Genomic DNA, 19,026 nt, shown 5'->3' on the forward strand with positions numbered 1-19,026 from the left:
ACTGGACAGTCTATGGCTCATACGCGATTTATTCAGTACGGATTTGTTTTAATTAGCTTACTACTGCCTTGGCAAGTGAGTGCGCAAGTGGCACAAAATCAAGCCGATTTTCAACGCTGGATCCAAGAGTTTAAACCCCAAGCACTCAGCGCCGGCATTAGCGAAGCAACCTTTGACATGGCTTTTGCGAATGTTCAACTCAATGAACGTGTCCTCGAACTCGATCGTCGTCAACCAGAATTTACGCGTACTTTCTGGCAGTACATTGATATGACCGTCACCCCACTTCGTATTGAGCGCGGGCGATTACTCAGGCAACAACATGCAGAACTACTGGGCACTGTCACTGCACGTTATGGCATCCCAGACGCCTATTTATTGTCATTTTGGGCGATGGAAACCAATTTTGGCGGCTTTACCGGCAATACCCCGACTATTGAAGCCCTCGCTACCCTAGCCTATGATCCACGTCGCAGTGCGTTTTTTACTGAACAACTGTTGTATGCATTGCGCATTCTTGAGGAAGGGCATTTAACCCTAGACCAAATGAAAGGCTCTTGGGCGGGTGCCTTGGGACATACCCAATTTATGCCATCTAATTATATTCACTACACGGTGGATGGTGACGGCAGTGGTCGCAAAGATCTTTTTAATAGTCTCGACGATGTGTTTCACTCTTCTGGGCATTTTTTAAATCGTCTGGGATGGCGTGAAGGCCAAGACTGGGGCTATGAAATTAGACTACCAAAAGGCTTTGATTATGCACTTGCAGATGGCCGCACGCAACGCAGCATAGCGGAATGGGCCTCGCTTGGCATTACTCGTGCATCAGGTACCAAACTGACGGATGCTACACCAGCAGATATGTCAGCTGCTCTGCTGCTACCCGGCGACTATCGTGGTCCTGCTTTCCTCGTGTTTCATAACTTTAATGTCATCAAACGTTGGAATAACTCAAACAACTATGCCCTTGCAGTCGGCTTGATTGCTGACCAAATTCGTCATCAACCAGGCCTGGTTGCAAAAGCACCTGCTGATGATGCGGCTATGAGTCGAGACGACGTCATTGCGCTCCAAAACCACTTAAACCGACTCGGCTTTGATGTTGGGCGCGCTGATGGCATTGCTGGACAGCGTACCCGAGGTGGATTACGCCAATTCCAAGTCAAACAAGGACTACCAGCCGACGGCTTTCCAAGTCCGCGCATGCTACAGTTGCTACAACAAGCTCCTTCACCAGGCTAAATCATGATGATTAGAGAGGTCAGAATGTCCACTAAAAAGTTAACCGCCGGCGTGATGCTACTGATGCTTACCCTAGCGGGATGTTCAGATGGGGAGCAGAACAACACGGATTCAGATGCTCCAATGCCACAGCAGCACACCAGTATCCCTGTTGAGGTCAGTGATGTGATATTTGTTGAACGTGAGCAATGGCAAGCACTTGGGCAACTGCTGCCTGCACAACAAATTTTACTGAGCATGGAAGTTGGTGGCCGGGTAACTGAACGGCTTGTAACACGAGGTGATCAGGTGAATCAAGGCACCACTCTGATACGCTTGGATGCCGAGGATTTTGTCCTCAAGCGCAATAGTCTTGATGCTAGCATCAAACAAGTTGAAGCCGATCAGCGTTTAGCTTTTAGTGATCGTGATCGCTTAAAGGCAATGCTTAAACGTGAACTGGTCTCAGAGCAAGATGTCGATCAAATCGAAACCCGCATCGAAAGCCTAGCGGCACAACTTGCACGCCTCAACCAAGAGCGTGCCCTAGCCAATCGTCAAATTGACTACACCCAGCTCAAGGCACCGGTCTCAGGCCGCATTAACCAAGTAATGATTGAACCCGGCCAACAAATACAACCCGGCCAGATTCTACTTGAGCTAATTCAAACTGATAAACTGATTGTTCTCACGCATCTACCTGCGCATCGCATGGCTGCGCTGCCCAAACAGGCTAAGCTCAACACCCCGACAGGCGCATTTGAGTTGCGCTTATTTGAGCAAGAACCCCTAGCCGACCCTGCAACCGGTCTATTTGCAGTACGCTATAAAGCCAGCCCTGATGATACCGTAGCGCAGCAAGCCCTAGCGAAGCTCCCACTGGGTGAACGCTATTCGGTCACCTTTGAGCAACCCTTACCCAATCAATTACAACAAATACCTGGCAGCGCGCTGATTGATCTTGGTCAGGGCCCTCATGTCTGGCAAATCATTAACAATAAAACGCAACTCACTGAAGTTTCGCTAGTTCGGCTGCATAACGGGGTGGCACTTATCCAACCCACCTTAGCTGATGATAGCAAAATTGTTCGGCATGGCGTGCATCGCCTGCAACCTGATCAAGCTGTCCGCATCCTCAATGATTAAAAGGAAATTCGCACATGTTTGAACGCTTTAATCTATCGGCATGGGCGGTGCGTGAACGCGCCATCACGCTCTATTTTATTATCCTCGTGTCACTAGCTGGCTTATATGCCTTTGTAAGCTTAGGTCGCGCAGAGGATCCAAGCTTTACGATTAAAGTGATGACCGTGTCCGCGCAATGGCCGGGCGCATCCGCATTAGAGATGCAACAACAAGTGGCCGACCGGTTAGAAAAGCGCATTCAAGAAGTGCCTTTTTTTGATCGCGTTGAAACCACGGCACGACCAGGCCTGGTGGTCATGCAAATTCAATTCCTCGACGAAACGCCGGCCGCTGAAGTACAAAATGTGTTTTATGAAGTGCGCAAACGTATGCTCGATGAAGCCCCTCGATTGCCACGCGGTGTTATTGGACCGGTCGTCAACGATGACTTTGCCGATGTTTATTTTAGTCTTTATGCACTCACTTCAGCGAATCGCCCGCAATATGAACTGATTCAACCAGCCGAACAACTGCGTGACCAATTATTACGCGTGCCGGGGGTCCAAAAGGTAAACCTATTGGGCGAACGGCCACAACAAGTTCAGGTTGATTTAAACCTGGATCGATTAGCGCAACTTAATCTCGCACCGCAAAGCGTTTTTGATGCCCTCGCTGCCCAAAATCAATTGCTGCCCGCCGGCTTCATTGAAACCGCCGCCGGTCGAACCTATCTGCGTCTTAATCAAGACATGGGTGATTTAAACCAGTTGCGCCAACTGCCTATTCAACTTGGCAATCAAGTCATTGCCCTAGGTGAGATTGCTGAAGTGACACGTGCTTTTCAAGATCCACCCAGTTATATCATTCGAGATCAGGGCCAAGAAGCCTTAATGCTTGGCGTGGTGATGAAACCCGGTTTTAATGGTTTAACTCTTGGCAAAAACCTGCACGCAATTGAAGCAAGCCTGCAAGCGCAACTGCCTGCAGACATTATTTTTGAGCAAATAACCAATCAAGCCAACGCTATCCGCTTGGCTGTCGATGAATTTCAGCTCAAGTTTTTAATGGCATTGGGTGTGGTGATGCTAGTGAGCTTTTTGGCACTCGGCCTGCGAGCAGGCCTGGTGGTCGCGCTCGCGGTGCCGCTGACTTTAGCGATTACCTTCTTTATTATGATGCTAACTGGCAAAAACTTAGATCGTATTACGCTTGGGGCGTTAATCCTGGCACTGGGACTACTTGTCGATGATGCGATTATCGCGATTGAAATGATGCTGGTTAAAATTGAAGAAGGCTTGGATAAGGTTAAAGCCGCTTCCTATGCCTGGTCGGTGACCGCCATGCCAATGCTAGTCGGCACCCTCATTACTACCGCAGGATTTGTCCCGATTGGCTTTGCCGCTTCCAATGTAGGTGAATATGCCGGCAATATTTTTTGGGTGCTCGCGATTTCACTCGTGGCGTCATGGATTGTTGCGGTTATTTTCACCCCCTATCTTGGGGTGAAATTATTAAAAAACCATCCTGGCGCACCGACGCACCTTGATACTAACAATCTTGCCGCAGATCAAGCCTACCAAACCAAAGGTTACCAAGCACTGCGCCGGATTGTCCAAGGCTGTGTAAACTATCGCAAAAGCATCCTAATCTTTACCTTTGTGCTGTTTGTCTTGGCCATCATCGGCATGGCCAAAAAAGTTGAGAAACAGTTTTTCCCCAGCTCTGACCGCCCTGAACTGATGATCGACATTTATCTTCCCGAAGGCTCGGCTTTTGCTACCACCGATGCGGTTGCCCAACGGATGGAAGCCATCTTAAATGAACAACCTGAGGTACAATCGCTGGCAAGCTACATTGGCGCAGGCGCCCCACGATTTTTTATGGCGCTTAATCCCGAATTACCCAACCCGGCTTTTGCTAAAATTATTGCCATCACTGGTGACCGCTATGAACGCGATCAGCTGCAAGCGCGTTTGCAAAGCTTAATTAATGACGGCGCCTTTCCTGATGCCCGTGTGCGTGTTCATCCCCTGCTGTATGGTCCGCCCGTGGCCTGGCCCATAACCTTTCGCGTGATGGGCGATGACCCTTTAGTCTTGCGCGATATCGCTAATCAGGTTCGTGATGTTGTTGATGCCCACCCTGCCACGCTTGAACCTCACTTGGATTATGGTCAACGAGCCCCGGTGGTGCAACTTGAATTTGACCTACAACGCTTGGCACAACTTGGCTTTACGCGTCAAACGCTGCACCAGCAACTGCAATTTGCGCTCCAGGGACAAAGCCTGACCGAACTCCGTATCGATACCCGCAGTGTCGCACTGGTTGCACGCGCTGATAAACGCGAGGAAATTAACCTCGAACAACTTGCCAGTTTATTAGTCACCACACCCACCGGACAAAGCCTGCCATTGTCGCAACTCGCCGAACTGGTCATCGCCTATGAAGACCCGGTATTAAAACGCCGTAATCGCACTCCTTATTTATCGGTCAACAGTGAAATTAAATCCGGTGCGCAGCCACCCGATGTGACCTTTGAAATCTGGCCAAAACTTGAAACGCTTAATCAGACCTTACCACCAGGCTATCGGATTGAAATTGGCGGCTCTATTGAAGAATCGGCAAAAGCTGAAAGCTCAATACAAGCGCTAATGCCGGTAATGGTGATTTTGATGATTACATTGATTATGCTGATGATGCGCTCATTTAGTGGCACCCTGATGGTTTTGTTAACCGCACCGCTAGGCTTGATTGGAGCCGTGGCAGCGTTACTGCTGTTTTCGCAACCTTTCGGGTTTGTTGCCACGCTGGGCTTAATTGGTCTAGCAGGGATTCTGATGCGCAATACACTGATACTCGTTGGACAGATAGACGACAACAAACGCCATGGACTCAATGATTATGATGCCGTGGTCGATGCAACAGTGCGACGAGCTCGCCCAGTCGTATTGACTGCACTTGCAGCTGTGCTGGCTTTTATTCCGCTTACCACCTCCACTTTCTGGGGGCCATTAGCCTATGTTCTCATAGGCGGTATTACGGTCGGAACGCTCTTAACACTGTTATTTTTGCCGGCTCTGTACAGCGCCTGGTTTAAAGTTAAACCGGCATAGTTCACAAGGCCTGGTGATACTTCGTTTTGTATAAGCGGATTGGGTGCGTGGCTGAGCGACTTTGGAAGAAGGGTTGCGAAAGACTGCGCGAAGGCTTTTGATCAGCTTGGGGATTGTTTGAGCGCAGCGAGTTGCCCCAAGCCAAAAGCTAAGCCATAGTCGTCGCTGCCTTCTGGAACGGGAGCGACGCTCGCACGCAATCCGACACAATGATCGGTTGGCAATATATCGCATCGCTCAAATACAACATCGACTTTTTAAGCACCAGGCCTGTGGTGCCTTTCAAAACAGTCATATAAAAATTGAAAAAACCGTTGTGAGTGATCACTAGGCAAGGCGGCTAAATATTGAGCTTGCCAGTGTAAATGACCATTTAGCCAACACCACTAGGTATTGCTCACGGCGGTTTTCCCGGGGTATTTTTTGTCTTTGGGACGCAAAAAGAACTCATAGATAATCAACATCGCCGCACCGACCGTAATGCCCACGTCCGCGATATTAAAGGTGGCATAGTGCCAACTGCCATAATAGAAATCAAGAAAATCGGTGACCTTGCCAAACAGCAACCGATCAATCAAATTGCCGATCGCGCCGGCCAAAATTAACTGCAAACCCAAGACTTCAAAGGTCGGTTTAGCTTTGAGTTTACTTAACCAAAACAGCAGCACAAAGCTAATCATAATAGCTAAAACGACAAAAAACCAACGCTGCCAGCCGCCCATATCCGCTAAAAAGCTAAAGGCTGCGCCATAGTTATACACCAGCGTCAGGTTAAAATGTGGCATCACTGCCAGAGGCTCACCAAAGGTCAAATAGCTAACCGCCAGGTACTTGGTGATTTGATCGAGCAGCAACACCAGGCCTGCTAACCACAGATAACGTAACCCGGTTTGCGCAACAATTAATTTTAGATTCGGCATCTCATTACCTTGCGTGATAAGTCTTGCAGTTTTGTCTTGGACTATAAAGTTGTACTCAAGATTTGCATCTTATGCTTTCGACTTGCTCTAACGTGTAAACGGCTGGATTGTGCTCTTGCAATCAAAGTGCTTTCGACTCGCTCTAATGTGCAAGAGGCTAGGTTGACTAGCAATCTAAGCGCTTTCGACTCGCTCTAATTTGCAAGAGGCTAGGTTATGCTCTAGCGACGCCTCTTTTTTCGAAGAAAAAAGCCGAAGGAGCAAGGGCATAACCTAGTCGCGCAGAAATCAGCGGTTTAAGCCAATATCAAGCAAAGTGACGCACTTCGCCGTCGCCGACGACGTTATCGACACAACGCTGACACAGTTCTGGATGATCAGCATCGACACCGATGTCTTCACGATGATGCCAGCAACGTGGGCATTTTTCGGCCTGCACCGCTTGTGCATCAAGCCACAAGCCATCTAATTCCGATTCAACGGCGGTGGCGGATTTCTCTGCCAGCGGCAAGACCTGCGCGTAGGAGGTAATCAATACAAAACGCAACTCGTCTTGTAACTTGGCCAATGCGTTATAGAGTGCGCCATCAGCATAGAGTTTAACCTGTGCGGTGAGGCTGGCTTTAATTTCTCCAGCATTACGCAACTCTTCCAGGCGCTTAGCGACCGCAGAACGCACCTCTATCATCTGCGCCCAATAAGCCGAGTTCATCTCAGCGCTTTCATCTAACGCCGTTAAACCTTGATACCAGGTCGCCACAAATACGGTTTTTTCACGTTCGCCCGGAATATACTGCCAAATTTCTTCAGCGGTAAAGCTCAAGATCGGTGCAATCCAGCGCGTCATGGCTTCGATAATGTGATACAAGGCAGTTTGTGCAGAACGCCGCGCCAAACCGTCGGTTTTACAGGTATATTGACGATCCTTGATCACGTCTAAATAAAACGCGCCCATTTCTATCGAGCAGAAATGCGACACCGCTTGATAAATCTGATGGAAATGATATTGCTCATAGGATTCCACAATCTGCTGCTGCAATTGATGCGCATGGCCGACCGCCCATTTATCGAGTGGCAATAAATCCTCATAGGCGACCAAATCCGTAGCCGGATTAAAGCCATTCAAGTTCGCCAATAGGAAACGTGCCGTATTGCGAATTCGGCGATAAGCATCGGCTGTGCGGCTGATAATTTCGTCCGATACCGTCATTTCATAGCGGTAATCGGCGGCCGAAATCCACAGGCGCAAAATATCCGCCCCGAGCGTATCGGCGATTTTTTGCGGCGCGACCACATTGCCTTTCGACTTGGACATTTTTTTGCCGTCTTTATCCACCGTAAAGCCGTGGGTTAGCACCTGCTTATAAGGCGCGGCATTGTTCATCGCCATGCCAGTCAAAAGTGACGATTGGAACCAACCACGATGCTGATCCGACCCTTCTAAATATAAATCTGCAGGCGCATGCAGTTCATCGCGCTGCTGACAAACGGCAAAATGGGTCACGCCAGAATCAAACCAGACATCCAAAATATCCTGTACTTTTTCATAGTCATCGGCCTCATCACCCAACAACTCACGGGCATCTAACTCATACCAGGCATCAATCGACTGCTGTTCAATCCGCTGTGCAACCAACTCCATCAGTTCGGTGGTGCGCGGGTGCATTTCGCCGCTGACTTTATGCACAAAAATACAAATCGGCACACCCCATAAACGCTGGCGCGAAATACACCAATCCGGGCGGCCGTCAATCATGCCTTCAATGCGGTTTTGCCCCCAATCCGGCACCCATTGCACGGTTTTAATCGCCTCCATCGCACTGGCACGCAGACCTTGTTGATCCATGCTAATAAACCATTGCGGCGTGGCACGGAAAATCAACGGTGTTTTGGTACGCCAGCAATGCGGATAGCTATGGCGAATCGCTTCATGATGCAATAACGCACCGCGCTCACGCAAAACGTCCAACACCGCCTCATCGGCTTTAAGTACATTCAAGCCTTCAAACAAGGGTGTGCCAGCCACGAAGTTACCCGAACCATCGACCGGGCAATCCACCTCTAAATCGTATTTTAAGCCCACAATAAAGTCGTCTTGACCATGCCCCGGTGCGGTATGCACACAACCGGTACCGGCATCGGTGGTGACATGCTCACCCAAAATCATCGGCACAATGCGCTCATAAAACGGATGCTGCAAGCGGATTAAATCAAACTGATCGCCGCGACCATAGGCCACAACACGATAATGCTCGATATCACATTTCGCCATCACATCTTTAATCAAAGCTTCCGCCATGAACAGGCGTTCTTTGCCCTGTTTGGTTTCAACCTGCACCAACGCATATTCCAACTCAGGGTGAATCGCCACCGCTTGGTTAGCGGGCAAGGTCCAAGGCGTGGTCGTCCAGATCACCACCGAAATGGGGCCTTCACCTGTGTGGTCTTCAATATGATGACAGCGCTCAAAAAACGCGGCTTCGTCGATCACCTTAAAGCGCACATCAATCGCATTGGAGCGTTTTTCGTCGTATTCTACTTCCGCTTCCGCGAGCGCCGAACGACCACCAATCGACCAATAAACCGGCTTGGTGCCTTTGACCAGATGACCTTTTTCAATGATTTTCGCTAAGGCGCGTACTTCATTGGCTTCAAAATCAAACGCCTTGGTTAAATAAGGATTGTTCCAATCGGCCATAATCCCTAAGCGTTGAAAATCCTTCATCTGACCTTCAACCTGGCTTTGCGCATAATCGCGGCAGGCTTGGCGGAATTCACGCTCATTAAGCTTGACGCCGACCTTGCCGTGTTTTTTCTCAACATTCAATTCAATCGGCAAACCATGACAATCCCAGCCCGGCACAAACGGCGCATCAAAGCCGCTCAAGCCTTTAGATTTAACAATCATGTCTTTCAGCACTTTATTGACCGCGTGACCGATATGAATATCACCATTGGCATAGGGTGGACCATCATGCAAAATAAACTTGGGCCGCCCCGCCATCGCCTGACGCACGGTTTGATACAGATCGTCATTCAACCAGGCCTGCACCTGCTTAGGCTCGCGCTGTGGCAAACCGCCACGCATCGGGAAGTCGGTTTCGGGAAGGTTAAGCGTTGCTTTGTAATCGGTCATGTTCGCTACTCAAAATTGAATGATTTGAATTGATTAATAACAATTTGGCCTGCTCGGCATCCTGCGCAATCTGTGCTTGGAGTGCGGGCAAACCACTGAATTTCATTTCTGGGCGAATAAACGCCTCAAGGCGCACTTCAACGTGGGCGCCGTATACCATTTTATGCCAGTCAAATAAATGCACTTCAATTGATGGCCGCTGGCCATGCACTGTGGGGCGCACACCTATATTAGCGACACCGGGCCAAGGTTGCTCACTCAGGCCTGCAACCCTGACGGCAAACACGCCGCTGACGGGCATTTGCAAGCGCTTAGGGTTCAGGTTTAAGGTCGGAAAACCAATGGTGCGCCCCAGTTTTTGACCGTGAATGACGCGCCCTTCAAACCGAAATCCCTGCCCCATCAGCCTTGCGGCCTCGGCCAAATCCGGCTTGGCCAGCACCTGGCGTACCCGCGTACTGCTCACGCGCGCGCCGTCAAGATTAAAGGTCGGCATGGCGCTGACACTGAATCCCATCTGCGCACCGCATTGGCGCAAAAAGGCAAAATCGCCCTGACGCTGATAACCAAACTTAAAATCGTCGCCTATCACCAAATGGCGCACCTGTAACTGCTGGTGCAAAATCTGCGTGACGAAATCGACCGCGCTTTGGGCGGCAAATTGGCGATTAAAGCTGACACACAGCAAATAATCAATGCCCACGTCTGCCAGCGCACGCACTTTTTCGCGCAAGTTCATCAGCCGAACCGGCGCCTGTTCCGGTCGAAAATACTCAATCGGAAAGGGTTCAAACACCATCGCCACACTCGGTAAATTCAGCGCTTGCGCTTGCTGTTTTACCTGCGCCAACACACATTGATGACCGAGGTGAGTGCCATCGAAATTGCCAATGGTGACCACGCTGCCCTGTGCAAAATCGGCAGTAAACTGGTTAATGTTATGAAGGCCACGAATTAAACGCATAGCAAACGGCAGGTCGCTTTAAAAATAAACCGCGATTATAACGGATTCAGCTCAGGCTGTAACCCTTTCGCATTCACGTCAGGTCAAGGTTTTCTGGCTTATCTTTGCCAACTTTAAGCTGGCGTAAAAACGCTTTTGGCCGAAAACCGACCACCATCATGGTCACTAAATACGCCAGCATCGCCAGTGCAATCATACCTAGTAACCAACTGACCCGCTGCCAAGCATTAAACGCTAACCAGGCCTGCTGCTCTGGATTGATCAGCAGAATCACTGTCATCATCGCAATTAAGCCGAAACTCACTTGCAGCAAAAAAGCTCGCCAAGGAGTTTGCAAACTAAAAACGCCTTGTTTAAGCAAAAAATAATAGAGCAACCCAGCATTCAGCATTGCGGAGATTGACGTCGCTAGGGCCAAACCCACATGCGCCAAAGGACCAATCAAGATTAAATTCAAAATAATATTACTGACCAGGGCTACCACTGCGATTTTGACCGGCGTTTTCATCTCTTTGCGGGAATAAAACGCGGGCGCGAGTACCTTTACTAAAATGAACCCCAGTAAACCAAGTGAATAGGCCATTAAGCTGTGACTCGACATTAGCGCATCAAAGGCGGTAAATTCACCGTAAAAGAACAAAGTAACCAGTAACGGGTGCGCGAGCAACAACAAGCCGATCATCGCGGGTAGTGCAATCAACACCACGAGCTTGAGCGCAAAATCAAGGTCACGTTTAAAACCCGCCCAATCAGCCCGCGCCGCTTTTTTAGATAAGCCCGGCAATACCACAGTGGCTAGTGCCACACCAAAGACTCCCAACGGGAATTCCATTAACCGGTCGGAATAATAGAGCCAAGACACACTACCTGTCACCAAAAACGAGGCTAAAATCGTATCGACTAATAGATTAATCTGTGCCACTGAGACGCCAAACAAGGCGGGCAACATTAAACGCTTAACTTCACCGACACCTGGATCCGACGCCAAGGTGGGCTTGGGTAATAAATTCATCTGCCACAAAAATGGCAAATGAAACAACAACTGCACCAGGCCTGCTAATAACACCCCCCAAGCCAACGCCATCACCGGTTCCTCAAGTTGTGGCGCCAACCAGATCGCACAACCAATCAATACCAGATTTAACCAAACCGGTGTAAAGGCCGGTACAGCAAATTTGTTATAGGTATTCATCAGCGCCGACGACAAGGCCACTAAGGAGATTAATAACAAATAGGGAAAAGTGAGTTGCAACATGGCGGTCGCAAGGGCAAATTTTTCTGGATCACTGCGAAAGCCTGGTGCAAACACCGTCATCCACAAGGATGCACCGAACACCCCGAATAGGGTTAAGATTAATAAAATAAAACCCAGTCGCAAGCCAATCGCAGCGACGAGATGGCGCACTGCCTCATGGCCACGATGCTCTTTAGTCTCCGCCAATACCGGCACAAAGGCTTGTGAAAAAGCACCCTCAGCAAATAGGCGCCGAAAAAAGTTAGGGATTTTAAAGGCAACAAAAAACGCATCAGCGCCTGCGGATGCGCCAAAAAAACGGGCAATCACCATATCGCGCACAAAACCCAAAATGCGTGATATAAAGGTCATGCCGCCGACACTTAACGTTGCTTTAACCAGATTTGCCAAATTAGTATCACAATTTAATAGCGAAAAGTATGACCATTTTAACAGAGGCTAGGTTAAGCTGTACCTAAACACATCTGAGTTAAACGGTTAAACGTTAAAACAGAATTCTAGAGCACATTTATAAACATAGATTATTGGAGACATTAACCATGAACGCAGCAGAGCTACTGGTAAAATGCCTTGAGAATGAGGGGGTCGAGTATATTTTTGGCATCCCGGGAGAAGAAAATCTCGATATTATGGATGCATTACTGGATAGTCCAATTCAATTTATCTTAACGCGTCACGAACAAGGCGGCGCGTTTATGGCCGATGTGTATGGACGCTTAACCGGGAAAGCCGGTGTCTGCCTATCTACCTTAGGACCAGGCGCCACAAACCTAGTCACCGGCGTGGCCGATGCCAATATGGATCATGCCCCAGTCGTCGCTATTGCAGGTCAGGCTTCGACAACACGTCTGCACAAAGAAAGTCACCAAGTACTTGATCTGGTTAACTTATTTCAACCCATTACCAAATACAGTACACAAATCTTAAGCCCCGAAATTGTGCCTGAAGTCGTTCGCAAAGCGTTTAAAGTGGCACAAATGGAAAAACCTGGCTGCTCATTTATCGACTTTCCCGAAAATATTGCACCCATGCCCGTTAACAAACTGCCCTTAAAGCCCCAAGCTCCAAAAGCGCCTTTCCCGCATCCCAATAAAATTGCTCAAGCGGTCGAATTGATTAGCCAAGCTCGTTATCCAATCATCCTTGCTGGCAATGGCATTGTGCGCAACAATGCCAGTGTGGCTTTAGCAAAATTTGCCGAAAGCCATCAGATCCCAGTGACTAATACCTTTATGGCGAAAGGCATTTTACCTTGCCGCCATCCTTTGGCTCTTGGCACGATTGGATTGCAAGCGCGTGACTACATCGCCTGCGGTATTGATCGAGCCGATGTCATTATTTGTATTGGTTATGATATTGTTGAATACCACCCACACCTGTGGAATCACAATCCGGATTGTCACATTATCCACCTTGACTCGCAACCCGCTGAAGTGGATGAGTTCTATAGTCTGGCGGTCGGTGTGGTGGCCGACTTAAACGAAAGCCTCAACCAACTGTGCCAACAGGTTAATCGCACCCATATCACCGATGTGAGTCCGATCAAACGCCTGATTGATAACGAGTTAAGCCAATATGCTGACGATGCCAGTTTTCCAGTCAAGCCTCAAAAAGCAATTTATGACCTGCGCCAAGCACTGGATGATCAAGACATTGTTATATGTGATGTCGGCGCCCATAAAATGTGGATGGCGCGACTCTATCCTGCTCAAGCACCCAATACCTGCATTATATCGAACGGTTTTGCCTCGATGGGCATTGCATTACCTGGCGCCATGGCTGCTAAATTGGCACATCCTGAACGAAAAGTGGTGGCGCTTACTGGCGATGCAGGCTTCTTAATGAATATCCAAGAAATTGAAACAGCCGTCCGCTTGCAACTTGATATGGTTGTTTTAATTTGGAATGACAGTGGCTATGGGTTAATCAAGTGGAAGCAACTCAATGAGTTTGGTCGCGAAAGTAATATCGCTTTCAATAACCCAGACTTTGTTAAGCTTGCCGATGCTTTTGGTGCTACGGGGCTACAAGTCAGTGAAAACTTCAGCCTAGAGCAAGCACTTGAGTCTGCGTTAATGACTCAAGGTGTCGTCATTATAGATTGTCCAGTTGACTACTCGGAAAATCTGAAGCTCACTGAACGCTTAGGTCAACTAGTCTGTCCAACCTGAGGTGACTACGGGGTGGCTGATTTTTTTGAATCAGCCCGCAACTTAATCAGCAGATTTTGCACCTCTTCGTTGTCGGCATATTGATGATGATAACGCTGCCATAAGGCTTCTGCTTCCTCAAACTTACGCAAAGCCCACTTCACCTTAATTAAGTGCAACAAAACTTCTTCATCCTGCTGCATTGACCAGGCCTGGCTAATCAGCTTCTCGGCTAATTCAAACTCACCCTGCTGGTAAGCTAACCAACCGCGACTATCAATAATATGAAATGCATCAGGCGCGATTTCCAATGCACGATCAAGCAACTCTTTCGCTTCGGCTAAATTAATGCCTTTTTCAGCATAAAAATAGCCTAACGCATTAAGCAGGTCTGGTTCATCAGGATTATTCAATACCGCTTGTTTAACAACAGCTTCATATTCAGTAAATAACTCGGCATTATATAAACTTAACGCATAGGCATAAATAAGTGGCAACAGCTCACTATTTTGGGCATGTGCTTGACGGTATACTGCGGCCGCATCATGCCAGCGCTTAGCTTGTGAATAAAACGACCCTTTTGCACGCCAAAGCTTAAGCTGCTCCGCTGGATCAGCTGCGTCTAGTGCGGCTAAGCGTTGTAGCGCCGCATCTAGACCTATTTCATCAAAGTCTAGTTGAGAAAGAATTAATTGCGCATCCAGAAAATAAAGCCCTTCGCCCACTCTATCTAAGTGCTGACGAGCAAGGCTATTTTGACTTTGATCCTGATAAATCAACCCCAAGTAATAATTGGTTACATCTTGGTAAGATTGCTGCCTTAACAAGGCATGAAAATGCGGAATGGCCGCATCAAAGTCGCCACGATCAAGTAATAGAAGAGCTAATGAGAGCTGTGAAGCGCGAGCCTGCGGGTTATTTTTAACAATACGTTGGTAGCGCGCTTCGGCGGCATCGAAACGTTGTGCCCTTACTTCTAGCCTGGCATAACGCTCCTGCATCGTCCAGTCATCAGGGTGCTCTGCTATGTAATCTGCAAGCACATCAAGCCCACGCTCGTACCAATCTTGTTCAAGATAAATATTAATTAGCGCAAAATACACATCTCGATCAACAGCAAAACGACTAACCACATCTTCTAGAATACTGACCGCTAATTCATGCTGTTGGTAGTGATCTGCAACAAAACCATACACATAGCCAGCACTCCACTCGCCTTGATGACGCTGATGGAGCCGCTCAAAAAAAGCGAGCGCAATGTCTGCCTCAATACCATGGCCTATTTGAGTTGCCGCATTTTTTAAGTCTGTTGCTAACGAGTCCTCTGAACGAGCACGGTAGGCATCCCAGTTTTGCAATGCATCATCAAGGTTACCTGCTCGTAATGCCATAATATAGCCAATTCGCCAGGGTGTGGCATCCGTAGGCTCTAGTGAACGCCATAGTGCCGCACTTTGCTCAATACCGCGTGGTTCATAACCACTCATTGCAAAATTAAATGCGCGCTCGGCCAGGGCAACATCTTGGCTTTGCTTCGCCACGCGCATCATGACATGGTATGCATTGACAAAATCTCCCCTTCCAGCCAACATTTCAGCAACCAGAATGTCATACATCCAACTTGGATTGATGCGGCTATCGGTTTCACCTACTGGCTCTTCACTCTTGGCCACCACAGGGTGGATGCCTGCTGCATTACCCTGACAGCCTGCTAGCCCACCAAACGCAATACTGCCGCTAAACAAGAGTGTCCAGGCTATTTTTTGGGATTTTTTTTGCATCTATACTACCTCAGCGAGATCGCCGTTTTGTTCTAACCAGGCTTTACGATCAGCAGAACGCTTCTTAGCTAGCATCATATCCATTTTGGCAAAAGCACTATCATTATCTAGTTGCAGTTGAACTAAGCGACGAGTGGCCGGAGCCATCGTGGTTTCTCTCAGCTGCAACGGATTCATTTCACCCAGACCTTTAAAGCGGGTAACTTGAACCTTACCTGATATTTTCTGATTTGAAATTTTATCAAAGATTCCTTGTCGCTCTGCCTCATCAAGTGCATAAGACACATTTTTGCCCCAATCAATCCGGTAGAGTGGTGGCATGGCCACATACACATGACCCAACTCAACAAGTTTAGGATAGTGTTTGACAAATAAGGCACAAATTAACGTCGCAATATGGGCACCATCTGAGTCCGCATCGGCCAAAATACAAATCTTGCCATAGCGCAATCCAGATAAATCATCACTCCCAGGGTCAACGCCAATCGCTACACTTATGTCATGCACTTCTTGTGATGCAAGCACCTGTTCAGACGCAACCTCCCAGGTGTTTAATATCTTACCCCGCAGCGGCATAATCGCTTGGAATCGTTTGTCACGCGCTTGTTTTGCCGAGCCGCCAGCGGAGTCCCCTTCTACCAAAAACAATTCAGTGAGGGTTAAGTCAGATTCTGTACAGTCCGCAAGCTTACCGGGCAAAGCAGGGCCAGTCGTGATTTTTTTTCGCGTCACCTGCTTTGACTTACGCTGACGTGATTGCGCGTTTTGAATGGCAAGTTCGGCAATTTTTTCGGCAATATCAGTATGCTGATTTAGCCACAGGCTGAGCGCATCTTTTACCACCCCCGCGATATAAACAGCCGCTTCGCGTGAAGACAAACGCTCTTTGGTCTGTCCGGCAAATTGTGGATCACGCATTTTGGCAGACAACACATACGAAACGTTTTGCCATACATCTTCAGGCGATAACTTTAACCCCCGTGGCAACATATTGCGGAACTCACAAAACTCTCGTACCGCGTCGGTAGCCCCTTGCCGCAGACCGTTTACATGAGTTCCCCCCTGAGGGGTTGGGATTAAATTCACATAGCTTTCTGCCAACACCTCCGAACTTAGCTGCCAGGTTAATGCCCATTCAACTGCTTCTTGATCTCCGCTATGCTCACCCACAAATCCATCAGCTGGATAGGCCTCTTGTCCAGCAATCGATTGCACTAAATAGTCCTGCAAGCCAGCTTCAAAGAACCACTCTTCAACCTCTTGACTCACCTGGTCTTCAAAACAAATCAACAAGCCTGGACAAAGCACCGCCTTAGCCCGTAGCAAATGTTTAAGCCTTGATAAAGCATATTTTGGGCTATCAAAAAACTCGGCCTCTGGCCAAAAGGTCAAACGGGTGCCTGTTTGCTTTTTAGCAACTTTGCCTGTCACACTTAATGGGCTCACCAACTGGCCCTGCTCAAAGGCAATATGGTGAATCTTACCATCACGTTGAATTTCGATCTCTACCCGCTTGGATAAGGCATTCACAACAGACACACCCACACCATGTAAGCCGCCAGAAAACTGATACGCCTTATTCGAGAACTTCCCCCCCGCATGCAGACGTGTCAAGATAACTTCAACGCCGGGAACCCCTTCTTCTGGATGAAGATCAACCGGCATACCACGACCATTATCGGCCACACTCATTGAACCATCTGGGTAATGAATCACGTCTATACGGTTGGCATAGCCAGCTAGGGCTTCATCAACACTATTATCAATCACCTCTTGCGCAAGATGGTTTGGGCGCGTGGTATCGGTATACATGCCCGGACGTTTGCGCACTGGGTCTAACCCGGTTAACACTTCGATTTCCGCTGCATTATATGCCTGGGTCATTACACGCCTCCTTAAATCTAGTTTGTTAAATTATAGACTAAAAACACGAGAGTCGGCGGATGCCTCTAGTATTTTGTCAGCGGTCTCAGTATTATGTTGCACTTATAAAAGTCATCAAAATTAGAGGTGCGCCATGCCAAACCGTGACTACCATGCGGAGCGAAAAAGTTATGAAATGGGAGCCTTGGACGATAGCCTTATCTCACAATCGCCCATGTTGCTGCTACAAAGTTGGTTTGATGATGCCTTTAACCACAAGGTTGATGAACCCACTGCCATGAATCTTGCCACAGTCGATGCTCAGGGACGCCCCCACAGCCGCATCGTATTGTTAAAACAACTTGATCAAGCAGGCCTGGTGTTTTACACCAACTATGCCAGCGATAAGGGTGAAGAGTTAGCCCACAATCCGTTTGCGGCATTAAACTTTTTTTGGCCCTTACTTGAGCGTCAAGTTCGTATCGAGGGCAAGGTCAGTAAAACGAGTGCCGAAGCATCAGATCGCTATTTCCAAAGTCGTCCACTGGATAGCCAGCTTGGTGCGCTAGTGTCAGCGCAAAGCCAAGTCCTGCCCAATCGCGCGGCAATTGAGCAAAAAATGGCCGATCTTAAACAACGCTATGCTGATCAGCCCCCCACCAGGCCTGCTCATTGGGGAGGTTATTGTCTAATGCCTGATCGCATCGAATTCTGGCAAGGTCGCCCTAATCGTTTACATGATCGCATCAACTTTTTGCGCGATACAACGGGTTCATGGCAGGGGCAGCGGCTATCGCCTTAAATGATAAACTTCAATCTGACCGATCTCATCACTGACCAAGCGTGGCAATCTCGACTTGCGCCACTTGAAGCTCACCATCAGCTGCGGGAACTAACCCAGTTTTTATCTGCAGAGATAGCGCAAGGTCAATCGATATTACCTAGCCAGCAACACTGGTTTCGAGCCTTTAATTTAACGCCCTACCATCAGGTCAAACTGGTCATTGTCGGACAAGATCCTTATCCCACTCCTGGTCATGCAAATGGACTCAGCTTCTCGGTTGATGCGAGTGTGTCGCCACTACCCAAGTCATTGAAAAATATTTTTCAGGAACTAAAAGACGATTTAGGCCAATGTCCACTTAACGGTGATTTATCCGCTTGGGCCACCCAAGGTGTGCTACTGCTAAACCGTGTTTTAACCTTACGTGCAGAACAAAGTAACAGCCATCAGGGTCGAGGCTGGGAATGGTTTACCGAGCAGGTTATTCGGCAGCTCAATCAACACCCCAACAACCTTGTCTTTATTTTATGGGGCAAGCAAGCGCAACAATTACAAACGCTTATTGACCCGCGACATCATTGTCTCATCAGCGTACACCCCTCGCCACTTTCGGCCTATCGTGGTTTTTGGGGCAGCAAGCCTTTCAGCCAAACCAATGCTTACTTAATGCAACAAGGCTACGATACGATTGACTGGAGCAAAAGCATTTAG

At 48.4% G+C, this 19,026-nt stretch carries 13 protein-coding genes; 6 read left to right on the forward strand and 7 right to left on the reverse strand.

Translation table 11 applies throughout. The annotated features are described in order from the left end of the window. Window positions 1–12 precede the first annotated feature (12 nt). From BM293_RS03280 to BM293_RS03290, 3 genes are read left to right on the forward strand one after another with little or no spacing between them, the layout of a single operon-like run. The gene (locus BM293_RS03280; protein ID WP_093446785.1) at window positions 13–1,245 is read left to right on the forward strand and encodes a lytic murein transglycosylase; all 1,233 of its coding nucleotides are present in this window, start codon (window positions 13–15) and stop codon (window positions 1,243–1,245) included. 3 nt (window positions 1,246–1,248) lie between these two features. Then, complete coding sequence (locus BM293_RS03285) at window positions 1,249–2,370, forward strand: efflux RND transporter periplasmic adaptor subunit (protein WP_234968877.1); 1,122 nt, start codon at window positions 1,249–1,251, stop codon at window positions 2,368–2,370. Between the two features lie 14 nt (window positions 2,371–2,384). Beyond that, entirely contained in the window at window positions 2,385–5,462 is a 3,078-nt protein-coding gene (locus BM293_RS03290; protein ID WP_093446787.1) for an efflux RND transporter permease subunit, read from the forward strand. A gap of 101 nt (window positions 5,463–5,563) precedes the next feature. Here BM293_RS03290 and BM293_RS10400 read toward each other — a convergent pair whose 3' ends face one another. The 5 genes from BM293_RS10400 to murJ form a co-directional block, all read right to left on the reverse strand. Continuing rightward, a complete protein-coding gene (locus tag BM293_RS10400; RefSeq protein WP_255360074.1) occupies window positions 5,564–5,686 on the reverse strand; it encodes a hypothetical protein in 123 nt (40 codons plus the stop codon). Window positions 5,687–5,848: 162 nt separating this feature from the next. Beyond that, on the reverse strand, window positions 5,849–6,382 hold the full coding sequence (lspA, locus tag BM293_RS03295; protein WP_093446788.1) for a signal peptidase II: 534 nt from the start codon (window positions 6,380–6,382) through the stop codon (window positions 5,849–5,851). Between the two features lie 307 nt (window positions 6,383–6,689). Beyond that, on the reverse strand, window positions 6,690–9,518 hold the full coding sequence (gene ileS / locus BM293_RS03300) for an isoleucine--tRNA ligase (RefSeq protein ID WP_093446790.1): 2,829 nt from the start codon (window positions 9,516–9,518) through the stop codon (window positions 6,690–6,692). After that, window positions 9,493–10,482, reverse strand: coding sequence for a bifunctional riboflavin kinase/FAD synthetase (gene ribF, locus BM293_RS03305; protein ID WP_093446791.1), 990 nt, complete (start codon window positions 10,480–10,482; stop codon window positions 9,493–9,495). The genes ileS and ribF overlap by 26 nt, the downstream gene beginning before the upstream one ends. 73 nt (window positions 10,483–10,555) lie before the next feature. After that, window positions 10,556–12,088 carry a murein biosynthesis integral membrane protein MurJ gene (murJ, locus tag BM293_RS03310; protein WP_234968878.1) on the reverse strand — a complete coding sequence of 511 codons (1,533 nt, stop codon included), beginning with the start codon at window positions 12,086–12,088 and terminating at the stop codon, window positions 10,556–10,558. 188 nt (window positions 12,089–12,276) lie between these two features. Here murJ and BM293_RS03315 point away from each other — a divergent pair, with 188 nt between their 5' ends. Continuing rightward, window positions 12,277–13,908, forward strand: coding sequence for an acetolactate synthase large subunit (locus tag BM293_RS03315; protein ID WP_093446794.1), 1,632 nt, complete (start codon window positions 12,277–12,279; stop codon window positions 13,906–13,908). Between the two features lie 5 nt (window positions 13,909–13,913). On the opposite strand, the gene BM293_RS03320 is transcribed toward BM293_RS03315, so the two are convergent. Next, window positions 13,914–15,668, reverse strand: coding sequence for a tetratricopeptide repeat protein (locus tag BM293_RS03320; protein WP_093446796.1), 1,755 nt, complete (start codon window positions 15,666–15,668; stop codon window positions 13,914–13,916). Then, complete coding sequence (gene parE, locus BM293_RS03325) at window positions 15,669–17,552, reverse strand: DNA topoisomerase IV subunit B (protein WP_093446797.1); 1,884 nt, start codon at window positions 17,550–17,552, stop codon at window positions 15,669–15,671. Window positions 17,553–17,685: 133 nt separating this feature from the next. Here parE and pdxH point away from each other — a divergent pair, with 133 nt between their 5' ends. Together pdxH and BM293_RS03335 are read left to right on the forward strand one after the other, a co-directional pair. Continuing rightward, complete coding sequence (gene pdxH / locus BM293_RS03330) at window positions 17,686–18,333, forward strand: pyridoxamine 5'-phosphate oxidase (protein WP_093446799.1); 648 nt, start codon at window positions 17,686–17,688, stop codon at window positions 18,331–18,333. Further along, complete coding sequence (locus tag BM293_RS03335) at window positions 18,334–19,026, forward strand: uracil-DNA glycosylase (protein ID WP_093446800.1); 693 nt, start codon at window positions 18,334–18,336, stop codon at window positions 19,024–19,026. It begins immediately after the preceding gene.

The organism is Thiomicrospira sp. ALE5, from assembly GCF_900112445.1.
Classification (GTDB): domain Bacteria; phylum Pseudomonadota; class Gammaproteobacteria; order Thiomicrospirales; family Thiomicrospiraceae; genus Thiomicrospira.

What these genes read in the sequence shown, in the direction of transcription:
- BM293_RS03280 (WP_093446785.1), top strand. Translation starts at nt 13, where the DNA reads ATGGCTCATACGCGATTTATTCAGTACGGATTTGTTTTAATTAGCTTA.
- BM293_RS03285 (WP_234968877.1), top strand. Translation starts at nt 1,249, where the DNA reads ATGATGATTAGAGAGGTCAGAATGTCCACTAAAAAGTTAACCGCCGGC.
- BM293_RS03290 (WP_093446787.1), top strand. Translation starts at nt 2,385, where the DNA reads ATGTTTGAACGCTTTAATCTATCGGCATGGGCGGTGCGTGAACGCGCC.
- lspA (WP_093446788.1), bottom strand. Translation starts at nt 6,382, where the DNA reads ATGCCGAATCTAAAATTAATTGTTGCGCAAACCGGGTTACGTTATCTG.
- ileS (WP_093446790.1), bottom strand. Translation starts at nt 9,518, where the DNA reads ATGACCGATTACAAAGCAACGCTTAACCTTCCCGAAACCGACTTCCCG.
- ribF (WP_093446791.1), bottom strand. Translation starts at nt 10,482, where the DNA reads ATGCGTTTAATTCGTGGCCTTCATAACATTAACCAGTTTACTGCCGAT.
- murJ (WP_234968878.1), bottom strand. Translation starts at nt 12,088, where the DNA reads ATGACCTTTATATCACGCATTTTGGGTTTTGTGCGCGATATGGTGATT.
- BM293_RS03315 (WP_093446794.1), top strand. Translation starts at nt 12,277, where the DNA reads ATGAACGCAGCAGAGCTACTGGTAAAATGCCTTGAGAATGAGGGGGTC.
- BM293_RS03320 (WP_093446796.1), bottom strand. Translation starts at nt 15,668, where the DNA reads ATGCAAAAAAAATCCCAAAAAATAGCCTGGACACTCTTGTTTAGCGGC.
- parE (WP_093446797.1), bottom strand. Translation starts at nt 17,552, where the DNA reads ATGACCCAGGCATATAATGCAGCGGAAATCGAAGTGTTAACCGGGTTA.
- pdxH (WP_093446799.1), top strand. Translation starts at nt 17,686, where the DNA reads ATGCCAAACCGTGACTACCATGCGGAGCGAAAAAGTTATGAAATGGGA.
- BM293_RS03335 (WP_093446800.1), top strand. Translation starts at nt 18,334, where the DNA reads ATGATAAACTTCAATCTGACCGATCTCATCACTGACCAAGCGTGGCAA.